Below are 18229 nucleotides of genomic sequence, written 5' to 3'. Positions count from 1 at the left end.
TGAGAACTTAAGATATATATAATGTATGATATGTTAAACTTAAAAGCCTAAGTTTAAAGTATAAACACCAAAAAAAGGGTAACCGATCGCTCAGCTACCCTTTCTGTTATCTGCAAACTTGTTTTAAAGATTGCTTTATACTTAGTATCCCAGTTTCTTGCGCACACGCTCTAACACCGGCTGCGCAATGGCTTTGGCTTTAGCAGCGCCTTCCAGCAGCTTTTTATCAAGCTCGGGCAGGTTGTTCATGTAGTAGTTAAACAGCTCGCGCTCCTTGGCATACTTCTGGATGATGAGCTCATAGAGCGCCTGCTTGGCATGGCCGTAGCCATAACCGCCTGCTTCGTAATTATGGCGCATCGTTTCAATCTCCTCCGGGGAGGCCAGCAGGCTGTAAAGCTGGAATACCGTGTCACCGTTCGGGTCTTTGGGCTCTTCAAGCGCCTTGCTATCCGTAACAATGCTCATGATGGTTTTGCGCAGCGGCTTATCGGCCTCAAAAATATCGATGATGTTGCCATACGATTTGCTCATCTTCTCGCCATTCAGCCCTGGTACGGTCATCACGGTTTCATCGGTTTTAGCCTCTGGCAACACAAACGTATCGCCGAAGTGGTGGTTAAACGAGCTGGCAATATCGCGGGTAATCTCAAGGTGCTGGATCTGGTCCTTTCCTACGGGCACGAAGTTGGCATCGTACATCAGAATATCCGCTGCCATCAGCACCGGGTAGGTAAACAGGCCGGCATTTACGTCTGAAAGCCCTCTGCGCGATGATTTATCCTTAAAGGAGTGCGCATTGGCCAGCATCGGGAAAGGCGTGAAACAGTTCAGGTACCAGGTTAGCTCAGTTACCATAGGCACATCCGACTGGCGGTAGAATACGTGCTTGTCGGTATCGAAGCCAAACGCAAGCCAGGCCGCAGCCACCGAGTAGGTATTGTGCCGAAGTGTCTCAGCATCGCGGATGGTGGTAAGCGAGTGCATGTCTGCGATAAAGTATAGCGCCTCCTGGTCAGAGGTTTCGGAGAACTTGATAGCAGGTATAATTGCGCCAAGCAGGTTGCCCAGGTGCGGACGGCCCGTGCTCTGGATTCCTGTAAGGTATCGTGCCATAGCGTATGGATTTCTTGTTTCGGTTACAAATTAAGCGAAATTGCCGCAAAGCCGGAAGTATAAGTTTTGCAGGGTGCGCTAAGGCCGGAACTAAAAAAAGCTTAAACGGCTGCTATTGTGCATACTATAGTATATCGGGTGCGCCGGCGCAGGTTTAGAAGTTTACAGGTTATCGTGCCTTTAAAACAGAAATGGCCAGGCATCTGCACAAGGCAAAACCTAACCATCCTATCAATCAACCAATACTATTTTTATGCTTATGCCGCTACCGCAGCAGTGTGTTTATGCTTCTTTTTAACTGAGCTGATATTAGACAAAACAATGGCGCTAAGTATAACTGCTACGCCTAGCCATTGCATCGCCCATACTTCCTCGTGCAGCACCAAGCTAGACATTAGTACTGCTACCGGCAGCTCGGCGGCGCTAAGTATGGCGCTCAGGCCAAGGCCGGTTTTTGGAATGCCGTAAGCGTACAGCAAAGGAGGCAGCACCGTGCCAAACAACGCCAGGAGCAAACCCCATTTCAGCAAGTTGCCGCCTAACAGTGCGCCGCTTACTACAAACACGGGCGGGAAAATGCTGAACACCATTATGCAGGCCCCGGTAAGCATCAGTGCGCTTTTTAAGCTTGGGTGCAGGTTGTTGCCCACACCTCCGTTTATCATCAAAAAGAACGTATAGCAAAGCGCTGCCAACAGCCCGAATCCAACGCCAGCTAAATCAAAGTCAGGGATGTTGCCGGCGAAAAGCCTGCCTGCCAGGGCTGTGCCCAGCAGTATCAGGAATACCATGCTAACCTGTGTGATTGTAGGGAGTTTCCGCTTGATAATCGCGTCGAACAGCAGGCTCATCCAGGTGAACTGCATCAGCAGCAGGATGGCGATGGATGCCGGAACAGTCTGGACGCATTTGTAGTAAAAAATGCTGACAAGGCCGGTACTGGTGCCCATGGCAACCAGTTTGAGTTTCTCCCTGAACGATGTGTTGTTGCTTTTGCCGCCAAGCAGCTTTCGCAACAACACGATTGTCCAAAGGATAATCAACCCAAAAAAAACCTGGGTGCCCGTTACTTCACCCAAGTTATAACCTTCCTTATATGCCAGCTTTACAAAAGTAGAAAGCACACCAAAACTACACGCGCCACAAAAAACCAAGGCGACTCCTCTGAACATAAATGTCCCTCCAGTCTAAAAATCAATCAACCAAAAAAATAGTAATGGAGGGGCCGATGCAGCCCCAAATGAGATTGGGGAGCTGTTACAGGTCGTGTAGCTCGTAGCCTGTGATGAAAATCTGTGTATGTGCTAAATGTGCAGGCATTTTCTATTTTGCAAGGGTGCAAAGATATGGTAAATACTTTGAGCCAAGCAAGAGAAAAATTGAGTTAACTTGTAACGCGTTGATCTTGAGGAAGTATAATTTTAAGCCTCGCTTTCCTTAGCCGCCTCAAGTATGAGCTCAGCGGATTCTTTTGCGCCCAGGTAGCGGTCTATCAGGTAGTGCGCCACGTACAGCAGCGGGGTTAGAAGTATGGCAATGCAAAACTTGTAGATGTAGTTGATCAGGGCAACCGACAGGATTTGGTTCAGCGACCAGTTGCCAAAGGCATAAAACGCGATAAACAAAACCACAAAAGAGTCGATTAGTTGCGACACTAAGGTTGAGCCGGTGGCACGCAGCCAGATTTTTTTGCTGCCGGTAAAACGCCGGAGCCAATGGAAAACCGTGGCATCCAGGAACTGCGAGAGAAGGAAAGCCGCCACCGAACCAATAATTATACCTAAACCCTGGCGGTACACGCTGTTGTAAGCGTAGTCTATATCAAATGCATTGCCTTGCATATCGGAGCTGTTCACGTCGAGCCAAAACTGGGCGGGAGGGAGGCCGGTTACTGCGCTTATCACCACAAAGGCGTAAAGTATAAGCAGCACGGTAAGTATGCTCACTTTCTTCACACCATCTTTTCCGAAGTACTCATTAATGATATCGGTGGTGATAAAAACCACGGGCCAGATGATAACGCCCGCAGTCAGGTTAAAGTCCAGCTTGGTGCCGCCCAGCAACGGGATTTGGGCACCCGGTAAACCGAACAGTGCCTCCGCCGAAAAAATCTTCACCCCGATAAGCTCCGCCAGCAGGGCATTGGAGATAAAAATGCCGCTCAAGACCAGGAATAGTTGCGTCCTTTTTTTCTCGTAGCGGTGCTGCGCTGGGGTTAGCATAGGCGTTCGGCTCTTGGAGTTGTATTAAACAAGCAAGCCTGACAGTATACTTTTGCCAGGCTTGCTTTTAATGATTGTGGTGAATTAAGAATTTTGCCTTAAATGCCGGAATAGCTGTTTTTGACAGACTTTAGCCAGCCCAACAGTTTCTCCTTCTCGGTTTTGGTCAGTTTGCTTTCGGCGTGCATCAGCGTGTACGAAGTCATCGGCATTTCGCCTTCCTCCACCATTTCTATACTTTCCTCCAGTTTATGCTCCGCTTTTTTAGGAGTATATTCTGCCCATACCGAAAAGTTAAGGTGCTTGCGTCCATCATCGATGTGGTCTTTAAGCCACCATGAGACAGGTGCAACGTCAGCGTACCAAGGATAGGTAGTGGCGTTGGAATGGCAGTCGTAGCATGACTCTTTAAGTATAAGCGCAACATCTTTTGGCGGGTTCGTTAGCATAACGAAATCCTTTGACGGTTCTACGGGCGGGTTTGCCTTATCAATTTTAACGAACTGCATAAGCCCTAGCAGCACAACGATTGCAATCAGAATGATGAACGCTATAGGGAATTTCTTTCTGGCCATTATTAGAGGTATAAAGTTTAGTGGACTTGTTAGGCTTACAGAGAGCACACAAGTTTGAAGCTACTAAAATATGCAAAAATGAGAACAGATTAAAGTATAAGCAGATTACTTTAGAGCAACTGCAAGGTTGAGGCGTAAAACAATGCTGAAATTATCAGGTGGCCGGTAAAGCAGGTTGGTCCTGCACACAAAATACGCTGCCTTCATTGGCTAAGTCTGTGGCCGGGAAAACCTCCTGCGCTTCCGCTAGCAACGGGCTGAGATCCTTGTAGCGCACCGAAAAATGGCCAATAACCAAATGACGCACTTTTGCGGCCAAGGCAAGCTGTGCTGCCTGTCGGGCTGTGCTATGGTAGGTGTATTCTGCCCGCTCACGAAGGTCATCCATAAAAGTGGCTTCGTGATACATCAGGTCTACGTGGCTAAGGTAGGGGAGCAGGTCCGGTTTATACCGGCTATCGGAGCAGTAAGCATAGCTGCGGCTTGGTTTGGGATCAAGTGTAACATCGCTGTTATGCACTAATACGTTTCCCTGTTCGTCCTTTATATCCTCGCCCCACTTCAGGCGCACTAACTGTGGTGGGCGCAAAAAGTCAGGTAGCTTATCTTTTATAAGTGGGCGCGGCTTTAGCTTTTCGCGGAACAAGAATCCACAGCAGGGTACTCTGTGTTCCATAGGTATGCTGTGTACTGTAATAGCTTTATCCTCAAAAATCTTCCTGTAGCAAGCAGTATCTAACTCATGAAAAATGAGTTTAAAACAGAGGTTGGTGCCAGAGTACTTGAATTGTAAGCTAAGGATTTCAAGGAGGCCGGGAGGGCCAAAGAGGTGCAATGGCATGTGGCGCCCCTGCAGGTGCATGGTAGATAGCAGGCCTGCCAAGCCAAAGTAATGGTCGCCGTGGAGGTGGCTGATGTAGATACTGCAAATGCGCTGATGCTTTATCTTGTAAAGCATCAGCTGCATTTGCGTACCTTCTCCGCAATCAATCAGATGGTACTGATTGCCAATTGTAAGAACTTGGGCGGTATGATGCCTGTTTGCCGAAGGTGTGGCCGACGAACTACCCAATATCCTGAGTTCGAAATCCACTACAGGCTGGTATGCTTAGTCTTCTTTGTTTGTCAGGTCCTGCTCAATCTCGTGCAGAAAAACGCGGTCAATAGCCTCTTCCACCGTAGGCAGGATGTTCAGCACCGACTCCAGCTTAGAGATCGTGATGAGCTTCATCACGTGGTCCTGCAAGCCTGTAAGGATTAGTAAGCCGCTTGATGAGTTGCAAAGGCGGTTAGCGATCAGGATTGAGCTAAGCCCGGATGAGTCAGTGTATTTAACTTCGTTCAGGTCAAGAATCAGGTTATTGATCCCCTCGGCATTCAATTTCACGAACTCAGACTTAAGGTCCGGTGCGATTGAAGTATCCAACTTCTTTTCATCTATCGTGATAATCGTGTAATTTTCTTTCTTATCAATCGTGTACTTCATAGTCTACCAGTAAAGGATTTAAATGCGAATGTACCAAAATCTACTTTAACAAACTTAATTTTTGGCTGTAAAAATATTGTCACTTACGTGTTGCTCAATGCGTTGCAGCACGTTTTTATAGTCCTCACGTCCAAATTTTTGGCCCGTAAATACCTCATACAGCTCTATATAGCGCTCCGAAATCCCATTTACGACTTCATCTGTCATTTCCGGCACTTGTTGCCCTTCTTTACCCTGAAAACCGTTCTCAATGAGCCATTGCCTAACAAATTCTTTAGACAGTTGGCGTTGCGGTTCTCCATTTTGCTGGCGATCTGCGTAGCCCTCAGTATAAAAATATCGGGAAGAGTCCGGCGTATGAATTTCGTCGATCAGGTATACTTCACCGTTATACTTGCCAAATTCATACTTGGTATCCACCAATATCAGGCCGCGCTGCCTGGCCAGTTCCGTGCCTCTTTCGAAAAGCGCCCGCGTATAAGACTCTAAAATAAGGTAATCTTGTTCTGAAACAAGTCCTTTCGCTAAAATTTCTTCGCGGGAAATGTCTTCATCGTGGCCCTCATCGGCTTTCGTGGTGGGCGTGATAATGGGAGCAGGCAACTTGTCGTTTTCCTTCAGTCCATCCGGAAGCGCTACGCCACACACCACACGCTTGCCCGCTTTGTACTCGCGCCAGGCATGGCCCGCAAGGTAACCGCGTATTACCATTTCTACCTTGTATGGCTCACAGCGGTGACCAATGGTTACGTTCGGGTCCGGAGTACTCAGCACCCAATTAGGAACAATATCAGAAGTGGCTTTAAGGTTAAGGCTGGCAATTTGGTTCAGCACCTGTCCTTTGTATGGTATGGCGCGCGGAAGCACCACATCAAAAGCGGAAATACGGTCTGTGGCAACAACTGCTATCTTGTCCTCGAAATAATAAACATCGCGCACTTTGCCTTTATAAAAGCCGGTTTGCCCGGCAAAGGAGAAGTTAGTTTCTTTAATGGCCTCCATTAAGTTAGTGTCGTTATTGGCAAGCAAAGTTAACTATATTTTAGAGGGCAAGAAATAAATCTAGCACTTGTTAAAAGCCCGAAGGTTGGTGCAACTATATAGCCTGCAAAAGATATTGTTTATACTATGGGGCGTATATTAAGTTTTATACTTTAAAAGCTATAGTTTGGATATTCTATTGAATGTTTTTTAACCATTCTTATTCCTTCTATCCTGCGCATGTGAGTAGCTTACGATGTTCTGCACCATACCCCCGAAAATGATAAAGTGGAAGGGTAAAACGGCATACCAGTACAGGCGGCCCAGCAAGCCATCGGGGCGGTAGGCAGCAAGCTGCTCAAGATAGTTTCCGTCGGGCTCTTCACAGATTTTAAACTGGAGCCAGGCCTCGCCCGGCAGTTTCATCTCGGCATAAAGCAGTAGCCTTTTGTTTTGTCTGTCGGCCACCAGCACACGCCAGAAGTCTATGGTGTCGCCGGCCCTTACCTCGTTGGGGCTCCTGCGGCCACGGCGCAGGCCAACACCGCCAACCATTTTATCCATCAGGCCACGGATGCGCCACAGGAAATCGGTTTTATACCAGCCACGGTTTCCGCCAATGCTCCAGATGTTCTCCAGTACTTCGGCAGGGTCGCGGTCAAACCTTAAGCGCTGCTTGTCGGTAAGCACGCCATGCTCTGGTATCTGGATGAAATCCATATAGTTCAGGCTCATGGTTCCGCTTACCAGCGAATCCTTCCAACTGGAGATAACCGAGTTCTGCTCTATTTTGCTGAATGCCAGGCTAACCGCCTTCTCATAGGAGATGCACTGGTGCGGAATCACCGCTTTTATCCGATCATCCTGCACGTAGGCATCGTTGCGGAGGCTATCTACTAGGCTGCGTGCCAGGGCATAGTTGGTGCTTGTAACAAAGTATAACCAGTAGGATGAGAGGCGAGGCGAAAGTATAGGCAATGTTATGATGTAGCGTTTTAGCTTCCTTATGTCAGCCAGCCGAAGCAGCATCTCTCTGTAAGTCAGTACATCTGGGCCGCCAATTTCGAAACGTTTGCCAAAACAATCCTCCCGGCCAAGCACTTCGGTTAGGTAAAAGAGCACATCCCTAATGGCAATGGGCTGGCACTTAGAATCAAGCCATTTGGGCGTTACCATCACCGGCAGCTTTTCTATAAGGTCGCGGATAATCTCAAAGGAGGCGCTGCCCGACCCGATAATTATTGCGGCGCGGAGCACGGTTAACTCCGCGCGGGCTGTATCGAGCACATCTTCCACGAACCTGCGCGAGGCCAGGTGTTTTGAAAGCTGCTTATCATTGGAGATGCCACTGAGGTATACAGTTTGCCTGGCTGTGGTGGTATTAAGGTAAGCCACAAAGTTCTCTGCCGCCTTTTTCTCTGCCTTCGAAAAGTCATCGCGGCTGGAGCCCATGGAGTGCACCAGGTAGTACGCCACTTCAATGTCATCGGGGAGCTGGTGTAAGCCGTCAGGTTTAAGCAAATCACCTTTTACCACCTGCACTTTCTCTTTCAGGGTTTCGGGCACATCAAAACGGCGCGGATCACGGACCATGCACACAACTTCGTGCTGCTGCTCTATAAGCAATGGCAAAAGCCGTTTCCCGATGTAGCCATTGGCTCCTGTAAGCAGTATTTTCATGAGCAGCGCAAGTATGGGTGCAAAAGTGTATACTTTCAAAACCACTCGCAACGGAATAAGTTATCCTTTATCCTGTCGCGCAGATTTTCTCAGTCATGTTCCTGGTCAGTGGTTTAGTTGCCTACGTTAAATAAGCTCAACTTTAAAGTATGGTTCATGCTATCTTACTACTGCTCTCTCTCAGGGGTGTAACCCAAGCGCCGGGCACGCTTTTCCCAGTTTTGGCGCGCCCAGTGTTGCAGGTCTGCCACCTGGTCAAGTTCATCAATAATCTCCATCCCAAGCAGCGTTTCAATAATGTCCTCCATACTTATCAGGCCGGCGGTGCCTCCATACTCATCCACAACTAAAGCTATCTGCTCCTGCTGTTCCAGCAAGCGGTTAAACAATGTTGGAATGGGCATGTGCTCGGGTACTACCTGTATTTTGCGCAGCACCGATTTTAAGGGTTGGTCTCCTTCGCCATTAATGATCTTGTACAAGACCTCCTCCTTCAGGATATACCCCTGCACATCATCCAGGTTTTCGGAGTAGATCGGGATCCGGGAGAAGCGCAAATCCGGAAAATCCCGGAAGAAATCGGTCATGGTCATGTTTCCGGAAGCGCTTACGATAACGGTGCGCGGCGTCATGATATGGCGCACAAGTATGTTGTTGAACCGAAGTATGTTTTGGATGATCTGGGATTCACCCTTTTTGAAAATCCCTTCCTTTATGCCAAGCTCAGCCATGGCTGTAAAATCGGCACGGCTAAGCACGCTGCGTCCCTTTTCAGTTTTCAGCCGCTTGGTTATAAACTGCGAAAACAAGATGATAGGGTAAAGTGGAGAATAGATTAGGATTTTTAGGGTGCGTACCGTAAATGGCGTTAACTGTTTCCAGTAGTTTGCCCCAAGGGTTTTCGGAATAATCTCTGTAAAGATAAGTATAAATATCGTCAGCACAACAGACACTGCAGTCAGGTATTCATCGCCCCAGATAAGCTGGGCCTGTGCGCCCACACCTGCAGCCCCGATAGTGTGCGCAAAAGTATTCAGGGTAAGTATGGCGGCCAGCGGCCTGTCAATGTTATCTTTAAAGTGCTGCAGGTCTTTGCCGAGCGGAGGCTTTTCTTTGCTTAAAATAGAAGCATGGGATGGCGTGATGCTAAGCAGCGAAGCTTCCAGTAAAGAGCACAGAAATGAAAAGCATAAGGCAATGGCAAGGTATAGAAGGAGTAATCCCATCAATAAGTATCGGTTTTAGCGGTTTTTATATGAGAAGTTTAGTGAACTACGCGCAATACGGGCTCAGGTAGGGTTTGATGTGTTTCATGGTCTACGGTAAAGTAGCCGACCATACTTGGCCCATAGCCTAGGTTTATTTCTATAAACTTGTTTTGCTCTGGCAGCATTTGCACCACTTCTTCGCGCAGTTTGTTATACTTCTGCAGCAGCCCGTTTAAGTCTTCTTCTTTGGCAGATGCCTCTGCTGCGTTGTTTTTCCTGTGAGTTAGGATCTCAACTTCCAGGTGCCGGATGTCTTGCTCAACCTGCAAATACGCTTTTACCTTCTCCTCGAGCGGCACCAGCGACTCATTTAAGTATGCAATCAGATTTTCCATAGTCAGGGTGTTTGTTGTGTGAGGACAGATTTACAGTGTGCCCATTACTCAAACGCAGACAGACACGACGAGGTTAAGCAGCAGGGCATCGGGAGCTTAAATCTATAACCACCGAAACAGCTTGCGCAGCAAAGGCAGTCGGTTATGGTATGGTGGGTAGCGTTGCGGCAGGTCGAGCCACGTGCCGCGGTGCAGCACACTTTTCTGATGCGAGAAGAGGTTAAACGTATTGTGGCCATGGTAGCTGCCCATGCCACTCCCACCAACGCCGCCAAAGGGCAGGTGGGGGTTTATTAAATGAGATATTGTGTCGTTAATGCAGCCTCCGCCAAAATGGGCATGCTTTAGCACCCGGGCCTGCTTTTCTTTACTGGATGAAAACAAGTACAAGGCAAGCGGCTTTTCATGCGCTTTCACTGTCTGAATCGCTTCATCAATACTCTGAATGGATATAACAGGCAGGATAGGGCCAAAAATCTCTTCCTGCATTACCGGGTGCTGCCAGTTTACCTGATCTAGAATAGTTGGGCTGATGTAGCGATTCGCGCTGTTAGTTTGCCCGCCAGCCCGTATTAGCCCACTCTTTAAAAAAGCAGTTAGCCTGTTAAAATGCGCATCGTTCACGATGTGCGCGTAATCTGGGCTTTGCTCTGGTTCAGGGCCGTAAAACTCAGTGATACACTGCCTGATAAGCTGGATGAGCTCCTCTTTAACCTGCTCCTGAACAAGCACATAATCCGGTGCCACGCAGGTTTGGCCCGCGTTTATGAACTTGCCCCAGGTTATGCGTCGCGCGGCCAGGCTAAGGTCAGCGTCTTCTGCTACTATGGCCGGGCTTTTACCGCCAAGCTCAAGCGTTACCGGTGTCAGGTGTTCGGCTGCGGCTTTCATCACCACTTTACCTACTTTGGTGCTTCCGGTAAAGAAAATGTAATCAAAGCGTTGCCGTAGCAGTTCTTCAGTAGTGGCTACGCCTCCCTCCACAGCAGCAACATACTCGTCGTCAAAATTCTGCCGGATCATCCGGGAAATTACGGCTGAGGTGGCAGGGGTTAGCTCCGATGGTTTCAAGATGGCGCAATTTCCTGCGGCAATAGCGCCAATCAGCGGGTTAATAAGGAGTTGAAAAGGATAATTCCAGGGGCCAATAATTAAGGTAAGTCCATAGGGCTCAGCATGAATGTAGCTCCGCGACGGGAAGTTTATGACTGATTCTTTAACGCGTCGGGGTTTGGCCCATTTGTTAAGGTTTTTCAGCGCGTCTTTCAGCTCTAACTCTACATAACCAACTTCAGTGCTGTAAGCCTCTACCTTTGGTTTATGGAAATCGGTATACATGGCATCGAAGAGGTCTTGCTCATGCTGGCGGATGGACTGCTGCAATTGCCTGAGCCGCTGCCTCCTGAAATCAATGTCCAGGGTGGTGCCGGTATCAAAAAACAATCGCTGTTTCTGAACCAGCTCCAGCATTCGCTTTTCCTCGGCTTGTACTGGTGAGGGCGCTGTTTGGATGTAGTGAGGAGTAAAGGACATAGCTTCTTAGTTTAGCAGTCTGATTCTCGTCTGGAGCAGCCTCCGCAGCGGTGCGCCCTGCAAAGTGATCCATAGGTATATATACGTTAATCTTTTAACTAATGAGCTGTTCGCGTAGCTTAGTTGGCAAAATCCTGTAGAGGATGGGTAATAGCCTGTTAGGAGCAGGTATGCGCCAAATGCTGTTTTCTTTTTGTAAGTATAAGCGGGTAACGCTAGCTGGCGGTACCTGCTAAAGTACGGGTTATGCATTAGAGCCATACTATCGTGAGCACACGCTGGGAAAGAAAAAAGTAACGTGCAGATGGCTATTTCTAAAAACCTCAAGCGACGGCAACCGGTTAGTTTATGTTTATAAGCTACTAATAGCAGTTACTATATCAAAGTATGGTACGCATTTTCTTCGTTCGCTTACCAGAGAAACGTATCTTTGAGAAGCCGGTTTGAAGCCAACCTTAAACAGACGTTTTACTTATGAAAATAATCGAGTGCCCTCGTGATGCTATGCAAGGCATCTCCGCATTTATCCCAACTGATGCAAAGGCAACGTACATCAACCACTTGCTACAAGTCGGGTTTGACACAATAGATTTTGGGAGTTTTGTATCGCCTAAAGCTATCCCGCAAATGCGCGATACAGCAGCCGTGCTTGACCAACTGGATCTAAGTGCCTCCTCGTCGAAGCTGCTGGCGATTATCGCAAATACCCGTGGAGCCGAGGATGCTGCGCAACACAGCCAGATAGATTACCTGGGCTTTCCGCTTTCGGTATCGGAAACGTTTCAGCAGCGAAACACAAATAAAAGTATAGCGGAGGCCATGCAGCAACTGGCCGAGATTCAGGACATTTGCGTTCGAACGGGCAAGACCTTGGTTACTTATATTTCCATGGGCTTCGGCAACCCGTACAAAGATTCCTGGGATGTAGAAACAGTCATCCGTTTTGTGCAGGAGCTGGATAAGCTACAGGTAAAGGTCGTGTCGCTTTCAGATACCATAGGTGTTGCCAGCCCCGAGAATATTTCATACTTGTTTAGCCACCTAATTCCTGCGTTTGAGCACATAGAGTTTGGGGCGCACCTGCATACTACGCCAACTACCTGGAAAGAAAAAGTGGAAGCAGCCTACGCAGCCGGTTGCCAGCGCTATGATGGTGCCTTGCGCGGCTATGGTGGCTGCCCCATGGCCAAAGACGAGTTGGTTGGAAATATGCCAACTGAAAATTTGGTGGATTTCTTCGAAAATAAAGGCGTAAATTTGAACCTCAACAAAACCGCCCTGCAAGCTGCGATGGCTGCATCAGAGGCAGTGTTTTTATAAACTATGGCAAGCAGAACAATTGTAGATATTTTTATACCGTGTTTCGTGGATCAGCTGTTCCCGGATACAGCCATGAATATGGTGAAGGTGCTTGAGAAAGTAGGTTGCGAGGTACGCTATAACCCTAACCAGACTTGCTGCGGGCAGCCTGCATTTAACGCTGGTTTTTTTAACGAAGCCCGCGAGGTGGCCGATAAGTTCCTGGATGATTTCTCGAACGAAACCTCTCATTACATTGTGGCGCCATCTGCCTCGTGTGTAGGCATGGTACGGAATGCGTATCAGGATATTTTCGTGAAGTCATCGAAGTTGGTGAAGTATAGAGCCATGCAGAAAAAAGTGTATGAGCTCACGGAGTTCCTGACGGATGTGATGGGCATAACCCAAATAAAAGATGCGAAACTGCCCGGCAAGTATACCTACCACGATTCTTGCAGCGCCCTGCGCGAGTGCGGCATTAAGGCTGGCCCACGCGAGCTCCTGAACAACGTGGCAGGGCTGGAATTGGTGGAGATGGAAGACAGCGAGACCTGCTGCGGCTTTGGCGGTACCTTTGCCGTTAAGTTCGAGGCTATCTCAACGGCCATGGCAGAGCAGAAAGTGGATAATGCCATAGCTACCGGCGCCGATTTTATCGTGTCTACCGACAGCAGCTGCCTGATGCACCTGGAAGCATACATTCAGAAGCAGAACAAGCCCATTAAAACAATGCATATTGCAGATGTGCTGGCCAGTGGTTGGTAACTTTATCACGAAAGCCATAAAACATAAGCGCCTGAGCAATTATCCTGCTCAGGCGCTTATGTTTTATGGGAGCTAACGTTATCGGTTAATGTAATATCCGAAGCCAAAGAAAAAGGTATTGCTGTCCAGATTTAAGCCAAAACTAGATTGCTTTGTGTCAGGCTGCATATTCTCAGACTTATGTTCTGTTTTGCTGCGGCTATAAGCCAGTGAACCGAATGAGGCGCTTATGCCTATTTTGGGTGTTGGAAAGAAGGTGATGCCCGGCGAGACCCCAACTCTTAGGCCGTTCGTTGTATACTCTTGGTCCAAGTAATACGAATCATAATCAGTTGTATACTTAGATTTACTAAAACCTACACTGCCACTAACAGAAACTGCAACTTTATCACTCAGCGTATAATACTTTTTAATGTATGGGGCTATACTATAGGAGTTTGTTTTATTTGTTTGATCGACTTCCATATACCCTGAGCCGGTATAGACAAGTGATGAAGCATTATAATTATTATATCCATAAGACAGGCTTATACCTGCCGCCAGATTATCAGCAAAGAAATAGCCTACTGATGGGCCGATAGAAAAGCTGCTTATTTTAGTTTCATTGTTATTTTGACTCCCATTATCAATATTATCACTTGAAAAGCCAAGTGAGCCGGAAAGCTCTATTGAGCCCGCAGACGTTTGCGCAAAGGCGCCATAGCTTGCTACTGTAAGAAATGCGGTGGCAAGCAAGTTGCGAAAGTTTGTTTTCATAAATAAGTCTTGTGATTAGAGTATATATTTAAAATCAAATATAACGGGTTGGTATCGTATTTCAAATAAAATGGCATTATATAGATTTTTTAAATATTCACAGTTCACTCAGTAGATATACTTAGCTTCGTGTGTTTAAACACGTATTTGTTTGTAAAAATCAAAATAAAATTTAATTAATCATGCTTTTTGGGTTTAAGCGCGTAAATAGGGTTATGCAGGGCTAAAGATGCATGACAGGTGGCTTTAGGTTGGTTTAGCTTATAGCTATGTAAAGCTGACGATTGAATTGCACTTGGCCTTGATGCAGACGTGGTAATGTCGCTCATCTGGGTGCTGGAGCGATTTTATCACGTCTTTATTTTGTGTTAACTTCTTCAATAGCAGGTTGTATCCAAATTTCTGCTTGATTTACCCGTTTCCATCAGACCAAGTTTTTTAACAGCGTATACTATAAGGTATATCAATCTTGTAGAATTATGAACCGTGCAGGAGCTGTAGCTAGAATCCATGGAGCGTATTGGGGCATCGGGGCGATGTGGCCACTCGTGCACATGGATAGCTTTATCTGGGTTACCGGACCGAAAGAAGAATTATGGCTTGTTCGGTGCCTTAGCTTACTGATGATTGTAGTGGGGCTTGTGTTGTTTATAGCTGGGACCAAGAAACGCATTACACCAGATCTGAAATGGCTGGGCGTGGGTGGTGCCTTGGTTATGGCCTTGGTTGATTTCTTTTATGTATTCAGCGGAAAAATTCGGGAAGTATACTTATTAGATGGAGTGGCCGAGCTTATACTTATCGGGTTGTGGTTTTGGGCAGGCAACCGTGGTATCTTGAACTCTTCGTTGCCAACTGCTAAATAATCTACTCCAACGGTTCTGGCTTCAACAAAAAAGGTGCTGCCTGGGCAGCACCTTTTTTGTTGAAACGCTCTGAAATCAGGCTTCGGGCATGATACGTACTACAAGCCCATCTAATTCAGGTTCGATGCGCAGTTGGCAGGAAAGCCGGCTACTGTCTGTTGCGTGTGGCAAAGACTCCAGCATATAGGCCTCATCGTCACTCATCTCAGGTAAGTCTTCGCCTTGCAGCACCTCTACGTGGCAAGTAGCACAAATAGCCATGCCACCGCAAACGGCTTGCACCGGAAACTCATTTGCTTTAAGCACTTCCATTACCGACAAGTTCATGTCTAAAGGAGCTTCTAGTTCAATACGCTCACCATTCTCCTGCTCAACAAATATATTTATAGCGTCTTTCATGGTTATATCTCCTGTATTCCGTTAACGGTGGTATACTTCAATACAAACTTCTTGTCTGGGTAAATGATATTGTATGCGCTCTGGGCCATTAAGGCTGCTTCGTGAAAGCCGCACAGTATAAGTTTTAGCTTACCGGGATAGGTGTTGATGTCGCCGATAGCGTATATGCCCCGCACATTGGTTGAATAATCCAGGGTATTTACGGCAATGGCATTTTTGTCTAGGGTTAGCCCCCAGTCCTCAATCGGGCCAAGCTTGGGTACCAAGCCAAACAGCGGAATAAAGTAGTCAACATCAACCTTATAGGGGTTGGCGTTGTCAACCATAACAGTTACTGCCTCCAGCGTGTCCTCGCCGTGAACCTCGGTGACGTTTGATTTAAGGATAAGCTTAATCTGGCCTTCTTCTGCCATGCTTAACACTTTGGCCGCAGACTCAGGCGCACCCCTGAATGTGGAGCCTCTGTGAACTAGCGTTACCTCTTTGCAAATGCCAGCCAGGTAGATGGTCCAGTCGAGGGCAGAGTCGCCGCCGCCAGCAATTAGCACATGCTTGTCGCGGAACTGCTCCGGGTCGCGGACCATGTATACCACGCCCTTATCCTCATACTGCTCTAATTTGTCGATAGACGGTTTGCGAGGCTCAAAAGACCCGAGTCCTCCCGCTATAACAACTACCTTGCAGGCTATCTCACTACCTGCCGATGTTCGAAGTATGAAACTGCCATCCTCTAGCTTTTCCAGCCCATCAACACGTTCGCCTAGAGTAAAAGTCGGGTGAAATGGTGCAATCTGTTTTTCGAGGTTTTTAACCAGGTCGCCTGCCAAAATCTCCGGGAAGCCTGGGATATCGTAGATTGGTTTTTTAGGGTAAATTTCTGAAAGCTGTCCGCCCACTACCGGAAGCGCATCCACAACATGGCACTTCATTTTAAGCAATCCGGCTTCAAAAACAGCAAAAAGCCCGACAGGGCCGCCGCCTACTATACATATATCTGTTGTTACTTTCTCCATAGGTATAAAAAATGATTTTTTACTATGTTCAGGATAAAGGTAGCCACCGGTTAGCAGCTTCCATAACAAATTTTATACTTTTATAGGTAGTAATAACGGAAAGAGAAGGCATTTTTAGAACTGCCGCTGAGCGATAGTTTCTATAGCATTAGGCACCTTGTAAAGTGTTTTGCTATACTTGGTCTTTAGATAAGGCAAACATAAATTCTAGAGTGCTACTGATGTGCAAGCGGCAGGTGTATCTGTACTAAGTATTGTTTTTGCCAACCAGTGTAGGAGAAGTGGATTAGGTAAATTCTATATTATACGCGTTGAAACAGGATTTTATTGACTGATTCAAGATCATCTACAGCAATAGACAATAATAGCGGGTAGAACTCAGAATATTTGGAGTAAATACCAAAACCAGCACTGATTCCGGTCGTTAAAGTAGGAGAGACACATTCTATCACCTTATTTTCATAACCATGGACTATCGCAACGACCGCAATCGCTTACTCGGGCCAAACGAAAGCAAGCACGAGAGCGAGCAAACCACAAGCAACCGTAGTGGCATGAACACCGGCTCGGCTTGGAGCAACCCTACTGAGAAGCAAAGCGGATTCAGCTACTATGGCCGCGACAATGCCAGTATGCGTGGCAACGATTACTACGGTAGTCAGGGCTTCGGAAAGGATTACAGCAGAAGAAATTTTAGCACGTCTACTTTTGGGCAAAGAACTCATGGTGAGCAGTCAGGTAGTGCAACGTATAACTCAAAAGATCGCGCCTACGGCGAAGGTGCGCCCTACGGGCATTCCAGTTATGGACAGGAACATAGCCAGAGTTATACAGACTTTATGGACCACAATTATGGCTACCTCCCTGTTGATGGTAAAGGCCGCTCCAAAGGCTACAATAAAGGTTTCAGCGGTTACGGAGAAACTGGCTATGGCGCCACGAACTACAATGACCGGGATTTGGATCGTGAGCGGCGCGTCTTCGGTAATGCTAAATCTGCAAAAAGCTATACGTGGCTAAATCAGCGCTACAGCGAAAACGATGGACGAAGACGATAATCGAATCTAACATAAACCTTAAAGCCAAAGCCCACCCTTGTGTCGGGCTTTGGCTTTTTTGTGCAGGGTAGTGTTAAAAACCGATGTTTCAATACCGCGTTTATACTTAGGTAGACTTAATGTATTATAAAGTATTTAAAACTATGAACAAGCGAGATGATGAAATAAGGTACTACCACGGCGGTTTAGGTGCTGAAGAGAACAGGAGAGATTTTGACCGCAATACGCGCGATGGCGACTTTGGACGAGAGTATGAAAACCGCTACCGCCATCGCCAGCACCCGCAGGATTACCGCAACCGCCGCGATTTCGACGCCCATCGGTTCGAAGATTATGACCGTCATGCTAATGAACTCAACGCAAACTATAACAGAAATACGCATATTTCAGAGCCATACCTGTCAGATATACGGCAAGGATACGGTATTCCTGAATTCAGAAGGCTTGGCTCAGAACCCCACAACCGGTTAGATGACATGGAGCGCGAGCGCAGGGCGCAACAGCAGCAAGCCTATAACACCGGCCGGCCAGGCGGTTATAGCGGAGCTGCGTACGGAGGCTCAAACTACAGTACGCACGGGGACTTTGGAGGTGCGCCCGGTAACGGTGCTATGAGTGGCGCAGGAGGCAATTCAGAAAACTATACTTCATCCTCAGGTTATGGTGGCGGCCATGGTAGTCCATCTATCCATGATAGCAATGCACACAGGCGCCAAGAGCACCCCCATAACTACGATGCGACAGCAGGCAGGTATGGCCGCCCACACGAAAGGTACAATAACCAACGCAATAGAAATTATTAAAAACTCAAACCACTGACTAGTAGAGCCTAATTGTAAAAGCACTAACCAGAATGGTTGGTGCTTTTGCTTTCATA

At 47.4% G+C, this 18229-nt stretch carries 19 protein-coding genes; 5 read left to right on the top strand and 14 right to left on the bottom strand.

The genetic code is table 11. The features are described from left to right. Nucleotides 1–141 precede the first annotated feature (141 nt). From trpS to D1627_RS00800, 11 genes are all read right to left on the bottom strand, one after another. On the bottom strand, nt 142–1116 hold the full coding sequence (gene trpS, locus D1627_RS00850; protein ID WP_119430335.1) for a tryptophan--tRNA ligase: 975 nt from the start codon (nt 1114–1116) through the stop codon (nt 142–144). Between the two features lie 257 nt (nt 1117–1373). Further along, on the bottom strand, nt 1374–2288 hold the full coding sequence (locus tag D1627_RS00845; RefSeq protein WP_119430334.1) for an EamA family transporter: 915 nt from the start codon (nt 2286–2288) through the stop codon (nt 1374–1376). A 249-nt stretch (nt 2289–2537) separates the two neighbouring features. Continuing rightward, nucleotides 2538–3338 (bottom strand): queuosine precursor transporter, encoded by an 801-nt coding sequence (locus D1627_RS00840; protein ID WP_119430333.1) that lies wholly within the window; start codon nt 3336–3338, stop codon nt 2538–2540. Nucleotides 3339–3436: 98 nt separating this feature from the next. Further along, a complete protein-coding gene (locus D1627_RS00835) occupies nt 3437–3913 on the bottom strand; it encodes a heme-binding domain-containing protein (RefSeq protein ID WP_119430332.1) in 477 nt (158 codons plus the stop codon). 154 nt (nt 3914–4067) lie between these two features. Beyond that, entirely contained in the window at nt 4068–5006 is a 939-nt protein-coding gene (locus D1627_RS00830) for a ribonuclease Z (protein ID WP_119430331.1), read from the bottom strand. A gap of 15 nt (nt 5007–5021) precedes the next feature. Then, nucleotides 5022–5399 (bottom strand): STAS domain-containing protein, encoded by a 378-nt coding sequence (locus tag D1627_RS00825; RefSeq protein WP_119430330.1) that lies wholly within the window; start codon nt 5397–5399, stop codon nt 5022–5024. A gap of 54 nt (nt 5400–5453) precedes the next feature. Continuing rightward, a complete protein-coding gene (locus D1627_RS00820; RefSeq protein ID WP_119430329.1) occupies nt 5454–6401 on the bottom strand; it encodes a phosphoribosylaminoimidazolesuccinocarboxamide synthase in 948 nt (315 codons plus the stop codon). 189 nt (nt 6402–6590) lie between these two features. Further along, on the bottom strand, nt 6591–8060 hold the full coding sequence (locus D1627_RS00815) for an SDR family oxidoreductase (protein ID WP_119430328.1): 1470 nt from the start codon (nt 8058–8060) through the stop codon (nt 6591–6593). Between the two features lie 167 nt (nt 8061–8227). Continuing rightward, entirely contained in the window at nt 8228–9286 is a 1059-nt protein-coding gene (locus D1627_RS00810) for a CNNM domain-containing protein (RefSeq protein ID WP_119430327.1), read from the bottom strand. Between the two features lie 38 nt (nt 9287–9324). Further along, on the bottom strand, nt 9325–9663 hold the full coding sequence (locus tag D1627_RS00805) for a hypothetical protein (protein ID WP_119430326.1): 339 nt from the start codon (nt 9661–9663) through the stop codon (nt 9325–9327). Between the two features lie 102 nt (nt 9664–9765). Beyond that, complete coding sequence (locus D1627_RS00800) at nt 9766–11196, bottom strand: aldehyde dehydrogenase (protein ID WP_199688349.1); 1431 nt, start codon at nt 11194–11196, stop codon at nt 9766–9768. A gap of 474 nt (nt 11197–11670) precedes the next feature. On the opposite strand from D1627_RS00800, the gene D1627_RS00795 reads away from it, so the two are divergent. Further along, nucleotides 11671–12516, top strand: coding sequence for a hydroxymethylglutaryl-CoA lyase (locus tag D1627_RS00795; protein WP_119430325.1), 846 nt, complete (start codon nt 11671–11673; stop codon nt 12514–12516). 3 nt (nt 12517–12519) lie between these two features. After that, nucleotides 12520–13260 (top strand): (Fe-S)-binding protein, encoded by a 741-nt coding sequence (locus tag D1627_RS00790; RefSeq protein ID WP_119430324.1) that lies wholly within the window; start codon nt 12520–12522, stop codon nt 13258–13260. Between the two features lie 78 nt (nt 13261–13338). On the opposite strand, the gene D1627_RS00785 is transcribed toward D1627_RS00790, so the two are convergent. Then, nucleotides 13339–14016 carry an outer membrane beta-barrel protein gene (locus D1627_RS00785; protein ID WP_119430323.1) on the bottom strand — a complete coding sequence of 226 codons (678 nt, stop codon included), beginning with the start codon at nt 14014–14016 and terminating at the stop codon, nt 13339–13341. 479 nt (nt 14017–14495) lie between these two features. On the opposite strand from D1627_RS00785, the gene D1627_RS00780 reads away from it, so the two are divergent. Beyond that, nucleotides 14496–14882 carry a hypothetical protein gene (locus D1627_RS00780; protein WP_119430322.1) on the top strand — a complete coding sequence of 129 codons (387 nt, stop codon included), beginning with the start codon at nt 14496–14498 and terminating at the stop codon, nt 14880–14882. 75 nt (nt 14883–14957) lie between these two features. Here D1627_RS00780 and D1627_RS00775 read toward each other — a convergent pair whose 3' ends face one another. Continuing rightward, nucleotides 14958–15281: a 2Fe-2S iron-sulfur cluster-binding protein gene (locus D1627_RS00775; RefSeq protein ID WP_119430321.1), complete on the bottom strand. Its 324-nt coding sequence runs from the start codon at nt 15279–15281 to the stop codon at nt 14958–14960. A 2-nt stretch (nt 15282–15283) separates the two neighbouring features. Then, the gene (locus D1627_RS00770; protein ID WP_119430320.1) at nt 15284–16294 is read right to left on the bottom strand and encodes an NAD(P)/FAD-dependent oxidoreductase; all 1011 of its coding nucleotides are present in this window, start codon (nt 16292–16294) and stop codon (nt 15284–15286) included. Between the two features lie 467 nt (nt 16295–16761). On the opposite strand from D1627_RS00770, the gene D1627_RS00765 reads away from it, so the two are divergent. Together D1627_RS00765 and D1627_RS00760 are read left to right on the top strand one after the other, a co-directional pair. Then, nucleotides 16762–17352: a hypothetical protein gene (locus tag D1627_RS00765; protein ID WP_119430319.1), complete on the top strand. Its 591-nt coding sequence runs from the start codon at nt 16762–16764 to the stop codon at nt 17350–17352. A 143-nt stretch (nt 17353–17495) separates the two neighbouring features. Continuing rightward, on the top strand, nt 17496–18155 hold the full coding sequence (locus D1627_RS00760; RefSeq protein ID WP_147383156.1) for a hypothetical protein: 660 nt from the start codon (nt 17496–17498) through the stop codon (nt 18153–18155). Nucleotides 18156–18229 lie beyond the last annotated feature (74 nt).

The sequence above is a fragment of the Pontibacter oryzae genome, assembly GCF_003576375.1.
GTDB classification, from domain to species: domain Bacteria; phylum Bacteroidota; class Bacteroidia; order Cytophagales; family Hymenobacteraceae; genus Pontibacter; species Pontibacter oryzae.
This window is presented reverse-complemented; position numbering and strand designations above follow the sequence as displayed.